Source organism: Pseudomonas sp. G(2018) (genome assembly GCF_005502415.1).
In the GTDB taxonomy this organism is placed as follows: Bacteria; Pseudomonadota; Gammaproteobacteria; order Pseudomonadales; family Pseudomonadaceae; genus Aquipseudomonas.
Genome location: NZ_SCOO01000004.1, coordinates 198,990 through 216,017 on the forward strand (window position 1 = coordinate 198,990; position 17,028 = coordinate 216,017).

At 60.5% G+C, this 17,028-nt stretch carries 20 protein-coding genes; 10 read left to right on the plus strand and 10 right to left on the minus strand.

The annotated features are described in order from the left end of the window. Positions 1-46: 46 nt before the first annotated feature. Positions 47-892 carry a MoxR family ATPase gene (locus tag FFS64_RS05975; protein ID WP_095195518.1) on the plus strand — a complete coding sequence of 282 codons (846 nt, stop codon included), beginning with the start codon at positions 47-49 and terminating at the stop codon, positions 890-892. A 15-nt stretch (positions 893-907) separates the two neighbouring features. Continuing rightward, positions 908-2,086: a VWA domain-containing protein gene (locus FFS64_RS05980; RefSeq protein ID WP_095195517.1), complete on the plus strand. Its 1,179-nt coding sequence runs from the start codon at positions 908-910 to the stop codon at positions 2,084-2,086. 91 nt (positions 2,087-2,177) lie between these two features. On the opposite strand, the gene FFS64_RS05985 is transcribed toward FFS64_RS05980, so the two are convergent. From FFS64_RS05985 to FFS64_RS06000, 4 genes are all read right to left on the minus strand, one after another. Then, positions 2,178-3,104: a biotin-dependent carboxyltransferase family protein gene (locus FFS64_RS05985; protein ID WP_137804597.1), complete on the minus strand. Its 927-nt coding sequence runs from the start codon at positions 3,102-3,104 to the stop codon at positions 2,178-2,180. Then, entirely contained in the window at positions 3,101-3,805 is a 705-nt protein-coding gene (locus tag FFS64_RS05990) for an allophanate hydrolase subunit 1 (protein ID WP_137804598.1), read from the minus strand. Before FFS64_RS05990 ends, FFS64_RS05985 begins: the two co-directional genes overlap by 4 nt. Further along, entirely contained in the window at positions 3,802-4,554 is a 753-nt protein-coding gene (locus FFS64_RS05995; protein ID WP_095195514.1) for a 5-oxoprolinase subunit PxpA, read from the minus strand. The genes FFS64_RS05990 and FFS64_RS05995 overlap by 4 nt, the downstream gene beginning before the upstream one ends. Before the next feature lie 73 nt (positions 4,555-4,627). After that, the gene (locus tag FFS64_RS06000; RefSeq protein WP_095195513.1) at positions 4,628-5,914 is read right to left on the minus strand and encodes an MFS transporter; all 1,287 of its coding nucleotides are present in this window, start codon (positions 5,912-5,914) and stop codon (positions 4,628-4,630) included. 146 nt (positions 5,915-6,060) lie between these two features. Here FFS64_RS06000 and FFS64_RS06005 point away from each other — a divergent pair, with 146 nt between their 5' ends. Continuing rightward, positions 6,061-6,975, plus strand: coding sequence for a LysR family transcriptional regulator (locus tag FFS64_RS06005; RefSeq protein WP_137804599.1), 915 nt, complete (start codon positions 6,061-6,063; stop codon positions 6,973-6,975). Between the two features lie 54 nt (positions 6,976-7,029). On the opposite strand, the gene FFS64_RS06010 is transcribed toward FFS64_RS06005, so the two are convergent. The 3 genes from FFS64_RS06010 to FFS64_RS06020 are packed head-to-tail and all read right to left on the minus strand — an operon-like array spanning position 7,030 to position 8,892. After that, positions 7,030-7,572 carry a DUF2937 family protein gene (locus FFS64_RS06010; protein ID WP_137804600.1) on the minus strand — a complete coding sequence of 181 codons (543 nt, stop codon included), beginning with the start codon at positions 7,570-7,572 and terminating at the stop codon, positions 7,030-7,032. A 13-nt stretch (positions 7,573-7,585) separates the two neighbouring features. Further along, the gene (locus FFS64_RS06015; protein WP_095195510.1) at positions 7,586-8,362 is read right to left on the minus strand and encodes a class II glutamine amidotransferase; all 777 of its coding nucleotides are present in this window, start codon (positions 8,360-8,362) and stop codon (positions 7,586-7,588) included. A gap of 32 nt (positions 8,363-8,394) precedes the next feature. Beyond that, on the minus strand, positions 8,395-8,892 hold the full coding sequence (locus tag FFS64_RS06020) for an MFS transporter (protein ID WP_095195509.1): 498 nt from the start codon (positions 8,890-8,892) through the stop codon (positions 8,395-8,397). A 137-nt stretch (positions 8,893-9,029) separates the two neighbouring features. Here FFS64_RS06020 and FFS64_RS06025 point away from each other — a divergent pair, with 137 nt between their 5' ends. Both FFS64_RS06025 and FFS64_RS06030 read left to right on the plus strand, forming a co-directional pair. Continuing rightward, positions 9,030-11,084: a S9 family peptidase gene (locus FFS64_RS06025; RefSeq protein WP_137804601.1), complete on the plus strand. Its 2,055-nt coding sequence runs from the start codon at positions 9,030-9,032 to the stop codon at positions 11,082-11,084. A 207-nt stretch (positions 11,085-11,291) separates the two neighbouring features. Then, complete coding sequence (locus FFS64_RS06030; RefSeq protein WP_137804602.1) at positions 11,292-11,765, plus strand: cyclic nucleotide-binding domain-containing protein; 474 nt, start codon at positions 11,292-11,294, stop codon at positions 11,763-11,765. On the opposite strand, the gene FFS64_RS06035 is transcribed toward FFS64_RS06030, so the two are convergent. After that, positions 11,762-12,052: a hypothetical protein gene (locus FFS64_RS06035; protein ID WP_137804603.1), complete on the minus strand. Its 291-nt coding sequence runs from the start codon at positions 12,050-12,052 to the stop codon at positions 11,762-11,764. The two genes, FFS64_RS06030 and FFS64_RS06035, sit on opposite strands and share 4 nt — an antisense overlap. 96 nt (positions 12,053-12,148) lie before the next feature. Here FFS64_RS06035 and FFS64_RS06040 point away from each other — a divergent pair, with 96 nt between their 5' ends. The 4 genes from FFS64_RS06040 (at position 12,149) to FFS64_RS06055 (ending at position 14,392) form a co-directional block, all read left to right on the plus strand. After that, positions 12,149-12,835 (plus strand): spermidine synthase, encoded by a 687-nt coding sequence (locus FFS64_RS06040; RefSeq protein ID WP_095195505.1) that lies wholly within the window; start codon positions 12,149-12,151, stop codon positions 12,833-12,835. A gap of 49 nt (positions 12,836-12,884) precedes the next feature. After that, positions 12,885-13,256 carry a YajD family HNH nuclease gene (locus FFS64_RS06045; protein ID WP_137804604.1) on the plus strand — a complete coding sequence of 124 codons (372 nt, stop codon included), beginning with the start codon at positions 12,885-12,887 and terminating at the stop codon, positions 13,254-13,256. A gap of 203 nt (positions 13,257-13,459) precedes the next feature. Continuing rightward, on the plus strand, positions 13,460-13,930 hold the full coding sequence (locus FFS64_RS06050) for an RNA methyltransferase (protein WP_137804605.1): 471 nt from the start codon (positions 13,460-13,462) through the stop codon (positions 13,928-13,930). A gap of 84 nt (positions 13,931-14,014) precedes the next feature. Further along, positions 14,015-14,392 (plus strand): DUF2892 domain-containing protein, encoded by a 378-nt coding sequence (locus FFS64_RS06055; protein ID WP_137804606.1) that lies wholly within the window; start codon positions 14,015-14,017, stop codon positions 14,390-14,392. Between the two features lie 37 nt (positions 14,393-14,429). On the opposite strand, the gene FFS64_RS06060 is transcribed toward FFS64_RS06055, so the two are convergent. Beyond that, the gene (locus FFS64_RS06060; protein ID WP_137804607.1) at positions 14,430-15,659 is read right to left on the minus strand and encodes a hypothetical protein; all 1,230 of its coding nucleotides are present in this window, start codon (positions 15,657-15,659) and stop codon (positions 14,430-14,432) included. A 36-nt stretch (positions 15,660-15,695) separates the two neighbouring features. Then, a complete protein-coding gene (locus FFS64_RS06065; protein WP_053155815.1) occupies positions 15,696-16,145 on the minus strand; it encodes a YcgN family cysteine cluster protein in 450 nt (149 codons plus the stop codon). A gap of 279 nt (positions 16,146-16,424) precedes the next feature. Between FFS64_RS06065 and FFS64_RS06070 the strand changes: the two genes are divergently transcribed. Continuing rightward, a complete protein-coding gene (locus FFS64_RS06070; RefSeq protein ID WP_095195501.1) occupies positions 16,425-17,018 on the plus strand; it encodes a nitroreductase family protein in 594 nt (197 codons plus the stop codon). Positions 17,019-17,028: the final 10 nt, after the last annotated feature.

The following is a 17,028-nucleotide window of genomic DNA, read 5'->3' on the forward strand; positions in this document are numbered from 1 at the left end:
CCGCCCTGCCTCGTTCAGGTCGGCGTCACCGTTCGAGGATTAGCAGATGAAGTTCGAAGGCACCCAGGCCTACGTCGCCACCGATGACCTGAAGCTGGCGGTCAACGCCGCCATCACCCTGGAGCGGCCGCTGCTGGTCAAGGGCGAACCGGGCACCGGCAAGACCATGCTCGCCGAGCAACTGGCCGAATCCTTTGGCGCCAAGCTGATCACCTGGCACATCAAGTCCACCACCAAGGCCCATCAAGGTCTTTACGAGTACGACGCCGTCAGCCGCCTGCGCGATTCGCAGCTGGGCACGGAAAAGGTCCACGACGTTCGTAATTACCTGAAAAAGGGCAAGCTCTGGGAGGCTTTCGAATCCGAAGAGCGGGTAATCCTGTTGATCGACGAAATCGACAAGGCCGACATCGAGTTCCCCAACGACCTGCTGCAAGAACTCGACAAGATGGAGTTCTACGTTTACGAGACCGACGAGACCATCAAGGCCAAGAAGCGTCCGATCATCATTATTACCTCCAACAACGAAAAAGAGCTGCCGGACGCCTTCCTGCGCCGTTGCTTCTTCCACTACATCGCGTTCCCGGATCGCGTCACGATGCAGCGGATCGTCGACGTGCACTACCCGGACATCAAGAAGGACCTGGTCAGCGAAGCGCTGGACGTATTCTTCGACGTGCGCAAGGTGCCTGGCCTGAAGAAGAAGCCCTCGACTTCCGAACTGGTGGACTGGCTGAAACTGTTGATGGCCGACAACATTGGCGAAGCAGTGCTGCGCGAACGCGATCCGACCAAGGCCATCCCGCCGCTGGCCGGCGCTTTGGTGAAGAACGAACAGGACGTGCAATTGCTTGAACGCCTGGCATTCATGAGTCGTCGCGGCAGTCGCTAAGCAGAGGCCAACGCCATGTTGCTCAATCTGTTCAATGAAATGCGTGCAGCCAAGGTCCCGGTCTCGGTGCGTGAGCTGCTGGACCTGATCAACGCGCTGAAACAGCGCGTGACCTTCGCCGACATGGACGAGTTCTATTACTTGTCCCGGGCGATTCTGGTGAAGGACGAACGGCATTTCGACAAATTCGACCGCGCATTCGGTGCCTACTTCAATGGCCTGGAAAAGCTCGACGACCACTTGCAGGCACTGATTCCCGAAGACTGGCTGCGCAAGGAGTTCGAACGCTCCCTGACCGACGAAGAGCGGGCGGCGATCCAGTCCCTCGGCGGCCTGGACAAACTGATCGAAGAGTTCAAGAAACGCCTGGAAGAGCAGAAGGAACGCCATGCCGGTGGCAACAAATGGATCGGCACCGGTGGTACCAGCCCGTTCGGTTCCGGCGGTTTCAACCCGGAAGGCATTCGGGTTGGCGATGCTGGCAAACGCCAGGGCAAGGCTGCCAAGGTCTGGGATCAGCGCGAGTACAAGAACCTCGATGATTCGGTGGAACTCGGCACGCGCAACATCAAGGTTGCCCTGCGCCGATTGCGTAAATTCGCCCGTCAAGGCGCCGCGGAAGAGCTGGACATTGACGGCACCATCGACCACACCGCTCGCGATGCAGGCCTACTGAACATTCAGATGCGCCCCGAGCGTCGCAACACGGTCAAGTTGCTGCTGCTTTTCGATATCGGCGGTTCGATGGACGCTCACGTGAAGATCTGCGAAGAGCTGTTCTCGGCCTGCAAGACCGAGTTCAAGCACCTGGAGTACTTCTACTTCCACAACTTCATTTATGAATCAGTGTGGAAGAACAACATGCGCCGTACCTCCGAGCGCACGTCGACCATGGACCTGTTGCACAAGTATGGCGCCGACTACAAAGTGATCTTCATCGGCGATGCCGCCATGGCGCCCTACGAAATCACCCAGCCGGGCGGCAGCGTCGAACACTGGAACGAAGAAGCCGGTTATGTGTGGATGCAGCGGTTCAGGGAGAAGTACAAGAAGCTCATCTGGATTAACCCGTATCCGAAAGACACTTGGGGCTACACCTCGTCGACCAATATCGTTCGCGATCTGATCGAAGATCAGATGTATCCGCTGACCTTGCGGGGGTTGGAGGAAGGGATGCGGTTTCTTTCCAAATAATCTCGGCTGTCTGGACTGGCGTCATCGCGGGCAAGCCCGCTCCCACAGGTCACGTGGAAATCCTGTGGGAGCGGGCTTGCCCGCGATGCTTTTAAAGGTTCGCAAACCTGCGCAAATACTCGACTTGTTCGCGATGCGCCAACTCCTGCACCACCGGCCGCAACCGTACCTGCGCCCCCGGCAGGCACTGCGCCAACCGAGCCAGTGCCAGCGGCGTCAACGCTCCCAACCGCGGATAACCGCCAATGGTCTGCCGATCATTGAGCAACACGATCGGCTGCCCGTCCGGTGGCACCTGGACCGCGCCCAGTGGGATGCCTTCGGAAATCATCGGTTTGCCCTGGTACTGCAACGCCGTACCCAACAGACGAATGCCCATTCGGTCGGCGCGGCTGTCGAGGTTCCATACGCTATTGAACGCATCGAACAGGCTTTGCCCGCTGAACTCACCGATTTGTGCACCGAGCACCAGGTCCAAAGGTGAATCGAGGCTCAGGTCCGGTCTTTGTTCCGGCGACAACTCCCGCAGCAGCATCACCGAATTGCCCGAATAGTTCAAACACGCGCCTTTACTCAGTGCACGGCCCATGCCATCCAGACCACCGAGTTCTTCGCGAACGACCGTCGAACTGCTGCCCAGCACCTTAGGGGCATCAAAGCCACCCGGCGCGGCCAGATAGGCGCGAGCGCCGAGCAATGGCTGAGTGAATTGCAAAGTCTGACCTTTATGCAGCCTGAAGCTGCGCCACGGTGCCAGTGGCTCACCGTCCACCTGCGCGCCCAGATCCGCACCGGCCAGCGCCAGCACGCAATCGTCTTGCGCCACCACGGTGAACCCGCCGAGGGTGATTTCTATGACCGGCGCATCCAGCCCGTTACCCAGCAGCCAGTTGGCCCAGGACATCGAGCGCCAATCCAGCCCGCCACCTTGGGTCACACCCAAATGTCGCACGCCGAATCGCCCGGCATCCTGCAACAGACACAGCGGCGTACTTGCTTCAATCGTCAAACGGCTCATGCCAGGGCCTCCAGAGGCGTGTCGTCGCCACCCAGGTTGATGAACTCGGCATGGCCAACCGCTTCGAAGCGCACAGTGTCACCCGGTTGCATCAAGCTATAGCCGTCACGGTTGCGGTCGAACAATTTGGCCGGGGTGCGACCGATCAGGTTCCAGCCGCCCGGCGATACCACCGGATAGGCCGCTGTCTGTCGTTCGGCGATGCCGACACTGCCGGCGGCGACTTTCTTGCGTGGCGTGTTCAAACGTGGCGCGGCGAGTACTTCCTCCACCAGCCCCATGAAAGCGAACCCCGGTGCGAAACCCAGGGCGAACACCTGATACTCGCGCTCGCTGTGACGGCGTATCACCTCCTCCACCGCCAGTCCACTGCGCTGCGACAACAGAGTCAGTTCAGGACCGACGCTCAAGTCGTACCACACCGGCAACACATGGCAGGTGCCGCGGGTACGCGCGTTGGGCGACAGGTCGATCAAGGCTTCCGCGATCAACTCCCGGGCCTGCACCGGGCTCAACGCGGTCAGGTCGTAATGCACCATCAAGGTCGTGTAGGACGGCACCAGATCGATCAAGTGTCCAGCGAACGCGGCCCGCAGGCTTTCGCTGGCCGCCAGCATCCACGGCATGTTGGCTTCGGCGATTTCATCAAACAGGCGCACCATCAGGCAATCGAGCGCGACCACTTCCACCCGCAGCTTCATGGCGCACTCTGCGCATTCAACGCTTCACGAATGCGTCGTACGGCAGCGACCGAACTGGCGTTGTCACCGTGCACGCAGAGGGTGTTGGCCTGCAAATGCAGAGCGCTGCCGTCGCTGGCGGTGAGGTGGTCGCCACGGGCAATGATCAACGCCTGCTCGATGATTTTCTCCGGATCGTGATGCACCGCACCTGGCAAGCTCCGCGAGACCAGTCTGCCGGCGCTGTCATAGGCGCGGTCGGCGAAGGCCTCGAACCACAGGGTTACGCCGTACTCATCGCCCAACTGCTGCGCCGCACTGTTGTCGCGGGTGGCCATCAACATCAACGGCAAGCTGCGGTCATAAGCGGCCACGGCCTGCAGCACCGCACGCAACTGCGCCGGGTTGGCCATCATGTCGTTGTACATCGCGCCGTGGGGTTTGACGTAACTGACCCGGCCGCCCTGGGCCCGGCAGATGCCGTCGAGGGCGCCGATCTGGTAATGCAGAATGTCCTGAAGTTCCTGGGTGGCATAGGCCATGGAACGGCGGCCGAACCCCACCAGGTCCTGATAAGCCGGATGGGCGCCAATCTGCACACCGTGGCTGAGGGCCAGACTGACGGTCTTGCGCATGATGCTCGGGTCGCCGGCATGGAAACCGCAGGCGATGTTGGCGCAATCGATGAAGGGCATGACTTCCGCGTCCAGACCCATGGTCCAGTTACCGAAACTCTCGCCGATGTCGCAGTTCAATAGCAGGCGGCTCACGATGAACACTCCTGTAGGCTTTATTCTTTTTAGCTGCAGGACCTATCCGTTAGACAGGTCCGCAGGTTATCCGTTACTGGGCGTCGAGTTGCTTGCCACGGGTTTCCGGCAGGCTCAGGGCCGCGAGGATCACCACGCCGTAGGACACTGCCGCAAAGGCACCGATGCCCACACTCAGCGGCACGGTCTGGCTGAGCAGACCGATCAGCAGCGGGAACAACGCCGCCAGCGCACGACCGATGTTGTAGCAGAAACCCTGGCCCGAACCGCGGATGCGGGTAGGGAACAGCTCCGTCAGGAACGAACCCATGCCGCTGAAAATCCCCGAAGCGAAGAAGCCCAGCGGAAAGCCCAGCCACAGCATCACGCCGTTACTGACCGGCAATTGGGTGTACAGCAAGACGATGGTGAATGAGCCAACCGCGAACAGGATGAAGTTCTTTTTGCGCCCGAGGATGTCAGTCAGATAGGCGCTGATGACGTAACCGACGTAGGAGCCGACAATCACCATCGCCAGATAACCGCCGGTGCCGAGTACGCTCAAACCGCGTTCGTTCTTCAGAAAGGTCGGCAGCCAGGAGGTGATCGCGTAGTAACCGCCCAGGGCACCGGTGGTCAGCAACGAAGCACGGATCGTGGTGAACAGCATGCCCGGAGCGAAGATCTCATAGAACTTCGAGGGGTTGCTCGGGGCTTCCTTGGCTTTGGCTTCGCGATAGATTTCCGGGTCCTTGACCAGGCGACGGACGAAGATCACGAACACCGCCGGCACGATGCCGAGGATGAACAGTGCGCGCCAGGCGTCCTCCGGCGGCATGACCGAAAACAGCAACGCATACAGAATCGCCGTCAGGCCCCAGCCCAATGCCCAACCGGACTGGACCATGCCCACGGCCTTGCCGCGGTCCTTGGCCCGGATCACTTCACCGATCAGCACCGCACCGGCGGTCCACTCGCCACCGAAACCGAAGCCCATCAGGGTGCGCGCGATCAGCAGTTGCTCGTAGTTCTGGGCGAAACCGCAGAGAAAGGTGAAGAAGGCAAACCACAGCACCGTCAGTTGCAGCGTGCGGACGCGGCCGATGCGATCGGAGAGAATACCCGCCACCCAGCCACCGATGGCCGAAGCGATCAGGGTGCTGGTGTGAATCAGCCCGGCCTGCCCGGTGGTGATGCCCCACATGGCAATCAGCGTCGGCACCACAAAGCTGAGCATCTGGGTGTCCATGCCGTCCAGGCCATAGCCGATCTTGCAGCTCCAGAAGGTGCGGCGTTCCTGCTGATTGATGTTGCGATACCAGTCGAAAGGTCCCGGGCGAGCGGTGGCTTTCGGAATGGCGGTGGTGTCGGGCGCACTCATGGCAAATCTCCGCGCTGATTTTATTGGTATTGTTCTGAGCCCCGACGACGCCTATCGTGGGAACCGGATGGCCTGATTCTTGGGTGCGTCACCCTGCCGCGTCCAACTAATAAAAACCCGCCTTAGGCATAAGAAATCTTTATCCCATGAACCTGAAGTTTCTCGAGACCTTTGTCTGGGTCGCCCGGCTCAAGAGTTTCCGCCTCACCGCCGACAAGCTCTTCACCACCCAGGCGTCGATTTCCAGCCGCATCGCCGTGCTTGAAGGCGAGCTCGGGGTGAAGCTGTTCCTGCGTGATTCGCGGGGGGTGAGCTTGACGCCCGAGGGTCTGAAAGTGCTCGATTACGCCGAGCAGATGATGGACACCATGCAGGCGCTCAAGCACTCGATCGAAACCCGTTCGAGCAAGGCCGGACGTGTGCGCATCGGCGTGATGGATACCGTGATCCACACCTGGCTCAGCCCGTTGGTCGCGCAGATGACCGATCACTACCCCTTGGTGGAAATCGAATTGGTGGCCGATACGTCGCTCAACCTCTGCGATCAGCTGCAAAAAGGCTTCCTTGATGTAATCCTGCAAACCGATCTGTTGCGCCAGGAAAGCGTGCGCAGCCTGGAACTGGCCAGCCACCCCATGGGCTGGATCGTCGCCAGCAATTCGCTGTACAACCGTGAGTATTCAGGCGTCGCCGATCTGGCCAACGAGCGGATCATTACTTACTCGAAAAACTCTCATCCGCACCAGGAAGTACTCGCCCTGATGCAGGCCAACGGGGTGATCGCGCCAAGGCTGAACTGCGTGAACTCGGTGTCGGCGATTACCCGGTTGCTGCGCGATGGTTTCGGCATCGGCGCCTTGCCACCGGTGCTGGTGGCCGAGGAACTGGCGCGTGGGGAACTGACCTTGCTGGACATCGAGCAGCGCCCGCCGAACCTGCAGGTGGTGGTGTCATGGCGAGTGGGTGCGGAATGGGTCGAGGAGATTGTGGCGTTGTGTCAGCAGGTGCTGGAGGGATATGCGCGCAGGGTGGGTGATAAATACATCATTCTGGCTGATTGATCGCATCGTGTGGCGAGGGGATTCATCCCTTCGCCACAAGAACCGCGTCAATCGTTACAACCCCCGAAAATCCCGCTCTTCGATCGGCCGACTCTGGCGCAGGCGCTTGCCGCCCAGCACCACCCAGTCGATCAAGCGGAACAGGCATTCAATTCCGAACGACAGCAGCAACGCACCGCTCATGCCCCAGATCATCGCTTCCGGCGTCAACAGGATCTGGTAGCTGTAGCCATTCCAGGTTTCCTTGCGAATATCCGGATCAGCGGCCAGCACCACTTGCAGCAAGCGGATGTACCACGGCCCCTGCATCGCCTGGAACTGCTTGTCCAGGGCCTGCTGGCGGGTCAGCAAATTGTTCAGGCTTTCGGCGTCGCTGCGGAAGATCGGGTCTTCGCTGGCACGATAATGAGCCACCAGTGCCTGCATATCGCCCTTGAAGAACTGATTGGCGGTGCCCTGGAACCCGCTCAGACCGGTCTGCGCTTCAATCAGATGCGCTTCGACCCGCTTGGCGTAATCGTTGATGAACCCTGGCACCTGGACACCGATCAACAGGCCCGCCGCGAACAACACCAGCCGTAGATAACTGAGCAACATGGGGAGCAGATCCTTATTCGGTCATGCCCTGGCTGACGCATTCACCGCGTCGCCACAGGCTCCATTGGCCCGGTTCGTAGCGGGTCCAGGTTTCGTTTTCGGTCAAGGGTTCGGTGGCGATCACCGTGACCACGTCGTTAGGCGTGGTTTCGGCCTGAAAGTCGACGATCACATCGACATCCTTCAAGCGCGCCGGGCCAAACGGGGCACGACGGGTGATCTGCGCCAGTTTGGTCGAGCAGTAGCAGAACAGCCAGTCGCCATCGCTGAGCAGACAGTTGAACACGCCTTTGCTGCGGTATTCGGCGCAAGCGGCCACCAGGTCCGGCAACAGTTCTTCGACCTCGACTGGCTCGGGGAATGCCGCTCTTACACGGTTAAGCAAATCGCAGAACGCGGCTTCGCTGTCGGTATCGCCCACGGGACGGTAGAAGCTGGCAGTCGGCTGAAAATCCGCTAACTGGCCATTATGGGCGAAACACCAGTTACGGCCCCACAACTCGCGCACGAACGGATGGGTGTTGGACAAACAGACCTTGCCGACGTTGGCCTGGCGGATGTGCCCGATCACCACTTCGCTCTTGATTGGATAGCGCTGCACCAGGTTCGCGACTTCCGACTCACTGCTTGCTGCCGGATCCTGGAACAAGCGCAATCCGCGGCCTTCATAGAAAGCGATGCCCCAACCGTCACGGTGCGGACCGGTGCGCCCGCCGCGCTGCATCAGCCCGGTGAAGCTGAACACAATATCGGTCGGGACATTGGCGCTCATGCCCAATAACTCACACATGCTCGGACTCTCGCTTCAAACCTGGGGCAAGGCTACAGACGGGGTTCGACCCGCATACGCTGGGGATTGCTCGGCACAGGCGGGCGACCGTAGCGATCATCGCCGGCACCGCCGAATGGGTGTTCTTCTTCCGGTTCGTCGGCACGGGCGGCGGCTTTGGCGGCGGCAGCCTGTTCCTTGCGCGCATTGGCGGCGCGTTCGATGGGGAAGCGGATGGCCACGAACACCAGGTAAATGCCGAAAGCGATCATGCCGTACATGAACAGATCGGAAATGGCCCGCCATGCGTTATTGCCGACCTTGAACAACAGGTCCAGGGCGGTAATGGCGATGGCCGGGGCGACCTTTTCCTTCACCGGGTCGATGATGGTCGGGCTGAACAGCAGCACCGCCATCAGCAACCGCAGCGGTTCACGCAGCCAACGCCACATCCAGCGGGTGATGCGCATCCACACCAACAGGCAGCCCAAAGCGGCAAAGGCGTAGAGGCCCCAAGCGATCAGATAGTCGTTCTCGGTCATGGTGTCCATGGCAAGGCAGGCAAAGAGGCGCTTATGATAACGGCTTTTCGCACGTCAGGCTTGTCCATGTGGGAGCCGTGTAAGGCATCAGGCTTTTTCCTGCCCCCTGCGAAACCCCTATTTCGTACATTGATCGAGAGTCCTTCATGCCCCTATCCGCCAACGTTTCCGACGCCCCGATCGCCCGCAAGGCCGAGGGTGATGACCCGTATGCCTGGCTGCAGGAGCGCGACACCGATGCGGTGCTCGACTACCTGAAGGCTGAAAACCGCTATCAGGAGGCACAAACCGCCGACCAGGCCGGGCTGCGTGACACCCTGTTCGAGGAGATCAAGGGCCGGATTCTCGAAACCGACCTGTCCCTGCCCTCGCCGTGGGGACCTTACTTGTATTACACGCGCACCACGGCGGGTGACGAATACGCCCGGCATTACCGCTGCCCGCGTCCGGCCGACGACAGCCTGAAACTCGATGAAAGCCAGGAACAACTGCTGCTGGATCCGAACGCACTGGCCAACGGCGGCTTCTTTTCCCTCGGCGCGTTCAGCATCAGCCCGGACCACCAACGCCTGGCCTACAGCATCGACTCCACGGGTGACGAGATCTTCACCTTGTTCGTGAAGGAATTGTCCGACGGTCGCGTCAGTGAACTGGAATTCCAGGACTGCGATGGCAGCATGACCTGGGCCAATGACAGCCTGACCCTGTTTTTCGGCGAGCTGGACGACACCCATCGCCCGCACAAACTGTTCCGCTATCGCCTTGACGGCACGGCGGCCGAAGAAGTGTTCCATGAGCCGGACGGCCGCTTTTTCATGCATTGCTACCGTTCCAGTTCCGAGCAGCAACTGCTGTTGTCTGTCGGCAGCAAAACCACCAGCGAAGTCTGGGTACTCGATGCCAACCAGCCGCAGCATGCCTTTACCTGCATTGCGCCACGGGTCGAAGACCATGAATACGACGTCGACCACGGCGCGCTCGACGGCCAATGGACCTGGTTCATACGCACCAATCGCGACGGCATCAACTTCGCCCTGTACACCGCCGTCGATACCGGCGTCGCGCCCGTCGAATCCGCCTGGCACAACCTGATCCCCCATAGCGACACGGTGATGATCGAAGGCATGAGCCTGAACGCTGGCGCCATGACTTTGAGCCTGCGAGAAGGTGGCTTGCCGATCATTGAAGTCTACCCACAGGACTTGCCGAGCTACCGGGTGCAACTGCCGGACGCGGCCTACAGCCTGCACGTGCAGAACAGCCTGGAGTTCATCAGCGAACGGATCCGCCTGCGCTACGAAGCGTTGAACCGTCCGACGCAGATCCGCCAGCTGGAACTGGTCAACGGCGAGCAGAAAGTCCTCAAGGAAACGCCGGTACTCGGCCCGTTCGACGCCGATGCCTACGTCAGCCAGCGCCTGTGGGCGACAGCGCCCGACGGTACGAAAGTGCCGATCAGCCTTGTAGTCAAACGCGAAGCGCTCGGCAAGCCGACGCCCCTGTACTTGTACGGCTACGGCGCCTATGGCGAAAGCCTCGACCCGTGGTTCTCCCACGCACGCCTGAGCTTGCTCGATCGCGGCATGGCATTTGCCATCGCTCACGTGCGCGGCGGTGGCGAGCTGGGTGAAGCCTGGTATCGCGCCGGTAAACAGGAACACAAGCACAACACCTTCAGTGACTTCATCGCCTGCGCCGAGCACCTGATTGCCAATGGCTTCACCACCGCGCCACAACTGGCGATCAGTGGTGGCAGTGCCGGCGGCCTGCTGATCGGCGCGGTACTCAACCAACGGCCGGAGCTGTTCGGCGCGGCAATTGCCGAAGTGCCGTTCGTCGATGTACTCAATACCATGCTGGACCCGGATCTGCCGTTGACCGTCACCGAATACGACGAGTGGGGCAACCCTGAAGAACCGGACGTCCATGATCGGATCAAGGCCTACGCCCCGTACGAAAACGTCACCGCGCAAGCCTATCCGGCGACCTTGGTGATTGCTGGCTACAACGACAGCCGCGTGCAGTACTGGGAAGCCGCCAAGTGGGTCGCCAAGTTGCGCGCGACCAAAACCGACACCAATCCCCTGCTGCTCAAGACCGAACTGGGCGCCGGACATGGCGGGATGAGCGGTCGGTATCAAGGATTGCGTGACGTAGCACTCGAATACGCATTTTTGTTCAAGGTTTTGGGGGTTGCCTGAGGAACTTGGCCCGATGACTCGGTCTTAAGATCACTCATTCCCTGTGGGAGCGGCGGTGCGACGATTCGACTTGCCCGCGATGACGCCAGCACAATCAACATCATCGTTGCCTGTGACACCGCCATCGCGAGCAAGCTCGCTCCCACAAGGGATTGTGGACACCTCCCAAAACCCGGAAAACAGACACAACAATAAAGACCGCCCGACATGTCAGAACCGACTCATCTGAACAACGAAATCCGCGACTGGCTGATGGACTGCGGCCTGTTCAACCAGTTGCTGCCCGCCGACTTCGCCGCGGCCTCGGGTTATTTCAGTATCAGCACCATTGCCCTGGGTGAAGAGATTTTCCACGAAGGCGATGCCGGCAGTTTCATGTGCATCATCCACACCGGTCAGGTGGCCGTGCAGAAGACCACCAGCGACGGGCAACTGGTGACCATTGCTACGCTGCGCAGTGGCCGCTCGTTCGGCGAAATGGCCGTACTCGATGGCGAACGCCGCTCGGCCAGTTGCGTGGCGGCGAGCCACTGTCAGTTGCTCAACCTGGGCAAGGATTCCCTGGAAAAGATGCTTAACGATGCGCCGAAAATCGCCGCCAAAATCATCCGCGCCCTCGCCGTTTCCCTCTCCAAGCGCCTGCGCATGGCCGACGGCCAACTGCTTGCGCAGCAGGTCTAACCGCCGGGCGACTTGACCTTCGGCGGATTCTGCTCGATCCCTGGCACCGGCTGATCCTTGGTCGGTGGGCTAGGCATCTCGATAGGCACCAGCGGTGGACCGCCACTGCCGGGGCCGACCTTGGGCAAGGGCGCAGGGGTGATTTGCGGATACGGCGTGGGTGTCGCGGTGCCAGGTGAACCGGGCATCGGTGCGGGACTGACGGGCGTGGTTTGCAGCGGTTGGGCCTGCACTGCAGTAATCGAGAGCGCGGCCAGGGCAATGACCGTTAGAATGGTGCGCTTCATCAATGGCTCCGTTGGCCTTGTTGTCATGTGCAGGCTACTCCCAACTGCGTCCGTTTGCCCTCCCCTCTGCCGCCATTTTCTCCTCAAGTGAGCCCCATGAAACGTTTCGTTCTACTCGACACCACCCCTATTCCCGAGAACGGCGGTGCCCTGTGCCTGTTCGAGTACGGCGAGGACTTCGTCATCAAGATCCAGGGTGGTGACGGCGGACAACTGATGAACACCCGCATGCACGGCTCCGAGGATGCCTTGGCCGAAATCCCTTGTCGCAAGGTCGCAGGGCGCCCGCATTCGCGGGTGCTGATCGGTGGCCTGGGCATGGGTTTCACCCTCGCCTCGGCGCTCAAGCATTTGGGCAAGACGGCTGAAGTGGTGGTCGCCGAACTGGTACCGGGCGTGGTGGAGTGGAATCGCGGGCCATTGGGCGAGAAAGCCGGGAACCCGTTGCTTGATCCACGCACCGTCATCCGCATGGAAGACGTGGCCAAAGTACTGCAAGCCGAGCCGCAAGGTTTCGATGCGATCATGCTCGACGTCGACAACGGCCCCGAAGGCCTGACCCAGAAGGCCAACAGCTGGCTCTACTCCGCCGGCGGCCTGAGCGCCTGCGCCAAGGCCCTGCGACCAAAAGGCGTGCTGGCGGTCTGGTCGGCCAGCGCAGACCGGCAGTTTTCCGACAAACTGAAAAAAGCCGGGTTCAAGGCCGAGGAAGTGCAGGTCTTCGCCCATGGCAACAAGGGCACCCGCCACACGATCTGGATTGCCGAGAAGCTCAAGGGCTGAGCTAAACTCTGTTCATAACCGTCATTAGTCTTTTTACAAAGGTGAACCCATGAGTTCGTCCACCCCAACCAATACGTCGAAGCTGGACCGCATCCTCGCCGACAACCAGCGCGACAAGGAAATGGGTTACCGCGACAAGGCCCTGAAGATGTACCCGCACGTGTGCGGCCGCTGCGCCCGTGAATTCTCCGGCAAGCGCCTGAGCGAACTGACCGTGCATCACCGCGACCACAACCACGACAACAACCCCCAGGACGGTTCGAACTGGGAGCTGTTGTGCCTGTACTGCCACGATAACGAACACTCGCGCTATACCGACCAGCAGTATTTTGATGAAGGGTCGTTGAGCACGCCGAAGATCGCCAAGGCGACGCATAACCCGTTTGCGGCGCTGGCCGGGTTGATGAAGAAAGAAGAGTAATCCTCAGCGACAGTCCCGGCCTCATCGCTGGCAAGCCAGCTCCCACAATGATTGGGGTGATCACATATTCTGTATACACCTCAGGCCCTGTGGGAGCTGGCTTGCCAGCGATAGCGATCACCCGGACACCGCCAATCTCCAAACTGACCGTTGCCAGCCAATCCCCGTATAATCGCGCTTTTTTCCCGAAAGGCACCCCGCTCGTGGCAGACAAACGGTACAGCTGCATTGGTTTGTATAACCCCAAGTCACCGGAGAACGTCGGTTCGGTGATGCGCGCCGCTGGCTGTTATGGCGTGGCATCGGTGTTCTATACCGGCAAGCGCTATGAGCGTGCTGCCGACTTCGTCACCGACACCAAGCGCGTCCACTACGACATCCCGCTGATCGGCATCGACGACTTGAAGAAAATTCTGCCGCTGAACTGCGTTCCGGTCGCCGTGGAGCTGGTCGACGGCGCCCGTCCGTTGCCTGAGTACACACACCCCGACCGCGCGCTGTACATCTTCGGCCCGGAAGACGGCTCGCTGGATAAGGACATTCGCGACTGGTGCGAAGACGTGGTCTACATCCCGACCACCGGCTGCATGAACCTGGCCGCCACGGTCAACGTCGTGCTGTACGACCGCATGGCCAAAGGTCTCAATACCCGCTCGGGGCCGAAATTCCGCTGAGTTGCGGCCTATCCGATGGAACCGGCTGACCGTCCCGGCAGTCAGCTGACTATCCACTACTGAACCGAAGCCTGGAGACAGATCATGAGCGAACTCAAACGCGTAGAGCGCATCGAATCCACCCCGTTCCAGACTCATACCGACCACAACGTTCAAGGTTGGGAACGCATCGGCTCCCTGGCCGGTGGCGTAGTGATGGTGGGCAAGGGTCTGCGTCGCGGCGGCATCTTCGGCTTGATTCAAGTGGCCATCGGCGGTGTCGCCCTGGCACGCGGCATCACTGGCCATAGCGCGGCGAAAAGCCTGCTGGAAAAAAGTCGTCAGGACATGAACAACGTGCGGGCGAAAATCCAGCGCGCCGGTGAAGAGTTGAACCAGTTGAAGGCCAATGCCGAGGCGGCGACCAAAACCGCCACCGTTACCGGTAATGATTCGTTGAAGTCGCCGAAAAGCGGGGTTTGATCCTGATAGTTCGGTGAGCCTGCTCGCGAAGGCGGTACTACTGAAGCAACCCGGTATCAAGCACTCTGGAGGAGTCGCCAATCACGCTCTCCGAGAGCTGAACGAACTCCTTGGTATCCAGACTCCCCAGCCGCATCGCCCCGCGCAGTACATCATCCAGCGAACGCTTGTTACGAGTCTTCAGGCGAATCTCGCGATCCAGCTCCTGCATCAACACCACCGCTTTGGAAATCTGCGCCGGGCTGGCCTGCTCGCCGCGCAAGGTGGTGACTTTCTGACTGTCCTTCGCCAATCGTCCCTGCAAACTCTGGTAGCGCTCGTCACTCATGCCACCGGCGCGGCGTACCAGTTCGATGGCGTAATACTCGGCAAAACCTTCACTGATCCAGTCGCTGCGCTGCCGATCGTTGATCCTCCCGAACAGCTGGGCCAACTCCCGCACCAGTGCACTGCTGCCGCTTTCGCTGACCAGCGGCAAGCGGCTGTTCAGGTAGATCGACTCATGCGCGGCGAGACTGCCACGCCACATCGGATCATTGGCGCCGACGATCAGCAGCTTGGTGGGATGACGAGGGAACACGGCTTGCACTTGCGGCCATACAAACGTCAACAGGGTCAGCACATCCATACGCCGCATACCCTGGCCTTGAGGCGAAGCCACGGTGACTTCGGTTTCCCCCAGGCGAGTGCGACGGCTGCCCAGGTGACCGGCGAGCATCCAGCCGGTGGGCCGGTCGAACAAGCGGGAGACGTTGTCGATGCGGAACTTGTTCTTGCCGATTCGCGGCCAGGCGGTTTCGACGCTTTTCCAGCCGTTGGGCAACTCGAATTCAAGGCGTGACACCAATTCGATACCGTCTTGCTGGTCAAGCCTGGCGGCGGGTACCAGATCGTCACCGCGCAGTAACGCCCAGGTCGGAGTCATTCGTGTATCGAAGCTGCCGCTCTTGCGGCCTTGGCTGATGCGTACACGGTAGGTCAGGCTGGCCTGGTCGGCAGCCGGATGCCAGACACCTCGGGCCTGCTTACCCGGTGTCAGTTGCCACTGGCCGTCGGCCTTGAAATCGCTGTAATGGCTGCCGTCGCCAAGGTTGAAATCCAGACTGCGGACCGCTGAGCCTTGCGCCAGCGTGAGGCGCACTTCAGCCTGGTCGCTTTGCGGCAACAGGCGCACGTGGTAATCCAGGTCAACCTTTTTCGCCGCCCACACGGGCGAACTCAAGGTCAGTAGCCCAACGACCAACGCCCGCCGCCATCCCCCAGCCATACACACTCCTTGGTGCAACATTCACTCGCTGGACGATCAACCCGCCCGGAAAATCAGATGGTCTTCCCAGTCATCTTCGGAGACGCTGCCTTCGGCGAGCATGCGTCCTGACTGGGAAATGCGTTCGTGATGCACGGCATCGCGATCACCGCACACCAGGTGATGCCACAGCGGCAAGTCCTTGCCCTCGCTGACCAGACGATAACCGCAGGTCGGTGGCAGCCACTTGAATTCGTCGGCCTTGCCCGGGGTGAGCTGGATGCAATCGGGCACCGAGTCGCGACGATTCGGGTAATCGCTGCACTGGCAGGTTTTCAGGTCCAGCAGTTTGCAGGCTATTCGCGTGTAATAGACGCTGTTGTCGTCTTCATCTTCGAGTTTTTGCAGGCAGCACAGGCCACAACCGTCGCACAGCGATTCCCATTCCTCTTGATCGAGTTGATCGAGGGTTTTGCGTATCCAGAACGGTTCGACTTTGGCGGCCATGGCTCAAGCATCAACATCAGGTGGTGAAAAGGCCGCCAGTCTAGTGCCCGCAGCCGCGCGGGCCAAGCACTGGCGACTACCGGTAGATCGGGGCTTGTCAGTTTTGGCGTCGCCAAGTAGCTTTGCCAGTCGCAAGGAGCCCTACCCAAGTGCCATTAACGCTCGACCGCGTTGCATGACGGTGAACCGCCACGGCTCTCGACAGACCTCATCGCTCAGCTCAACTGCGCCCGCAGGTTCAGACGTCCCTCACTTTCAAACGTAGCAAGGAATCTCTTGATGAGTGCAAACCCACGCGTTGCCGATTACGCCATCCACCCCCAATTCACCGATCGCTGGTCGCCCCGCGCCTTCACCGGCGAAACCATCCCGGAAGAAACCCTGCTGAGTTTCTTCGAAGCCGCACGCTGGGCGCCATCGGCGTATAACTCGCAGCCTTGGCGCTTTCTCTATGCACGTCGCGACACGCCGAACTGGGAGCGTTACCTGGGCCTGCTGAACGAGTTCAACCGCAGCTGGGCGCAACACGCCTCGGCACTGGTGATCGTGATCTCGAAGACCACTTTCGCGGTGCCTGGCGCCACCGAAGAAACCCCAGCCCTGTGGCACACCTTCGACACCGGGTCGGCCTGGGGTCACCTGGCGCTGCAAGCGAGCATCAGCGGCTGGCACACCCACGGCATGGCCGGTTTCGATCAGGAACTGACCCGCAAGGAGCTGAACATTCCAGAGGGCTACGCGCTGCACGCCGCCGTGGCGATCGGCAAACTGGGTGACAAGGCCACCCTGGCCGAGTACCTGCAAGCCCGTGAAGAGCCAAGCCCGCGTCGTCCGCTGAGTGAACTCGCTGCTGAAGGCGATTTCGCCCTCTAAGCCACACCGT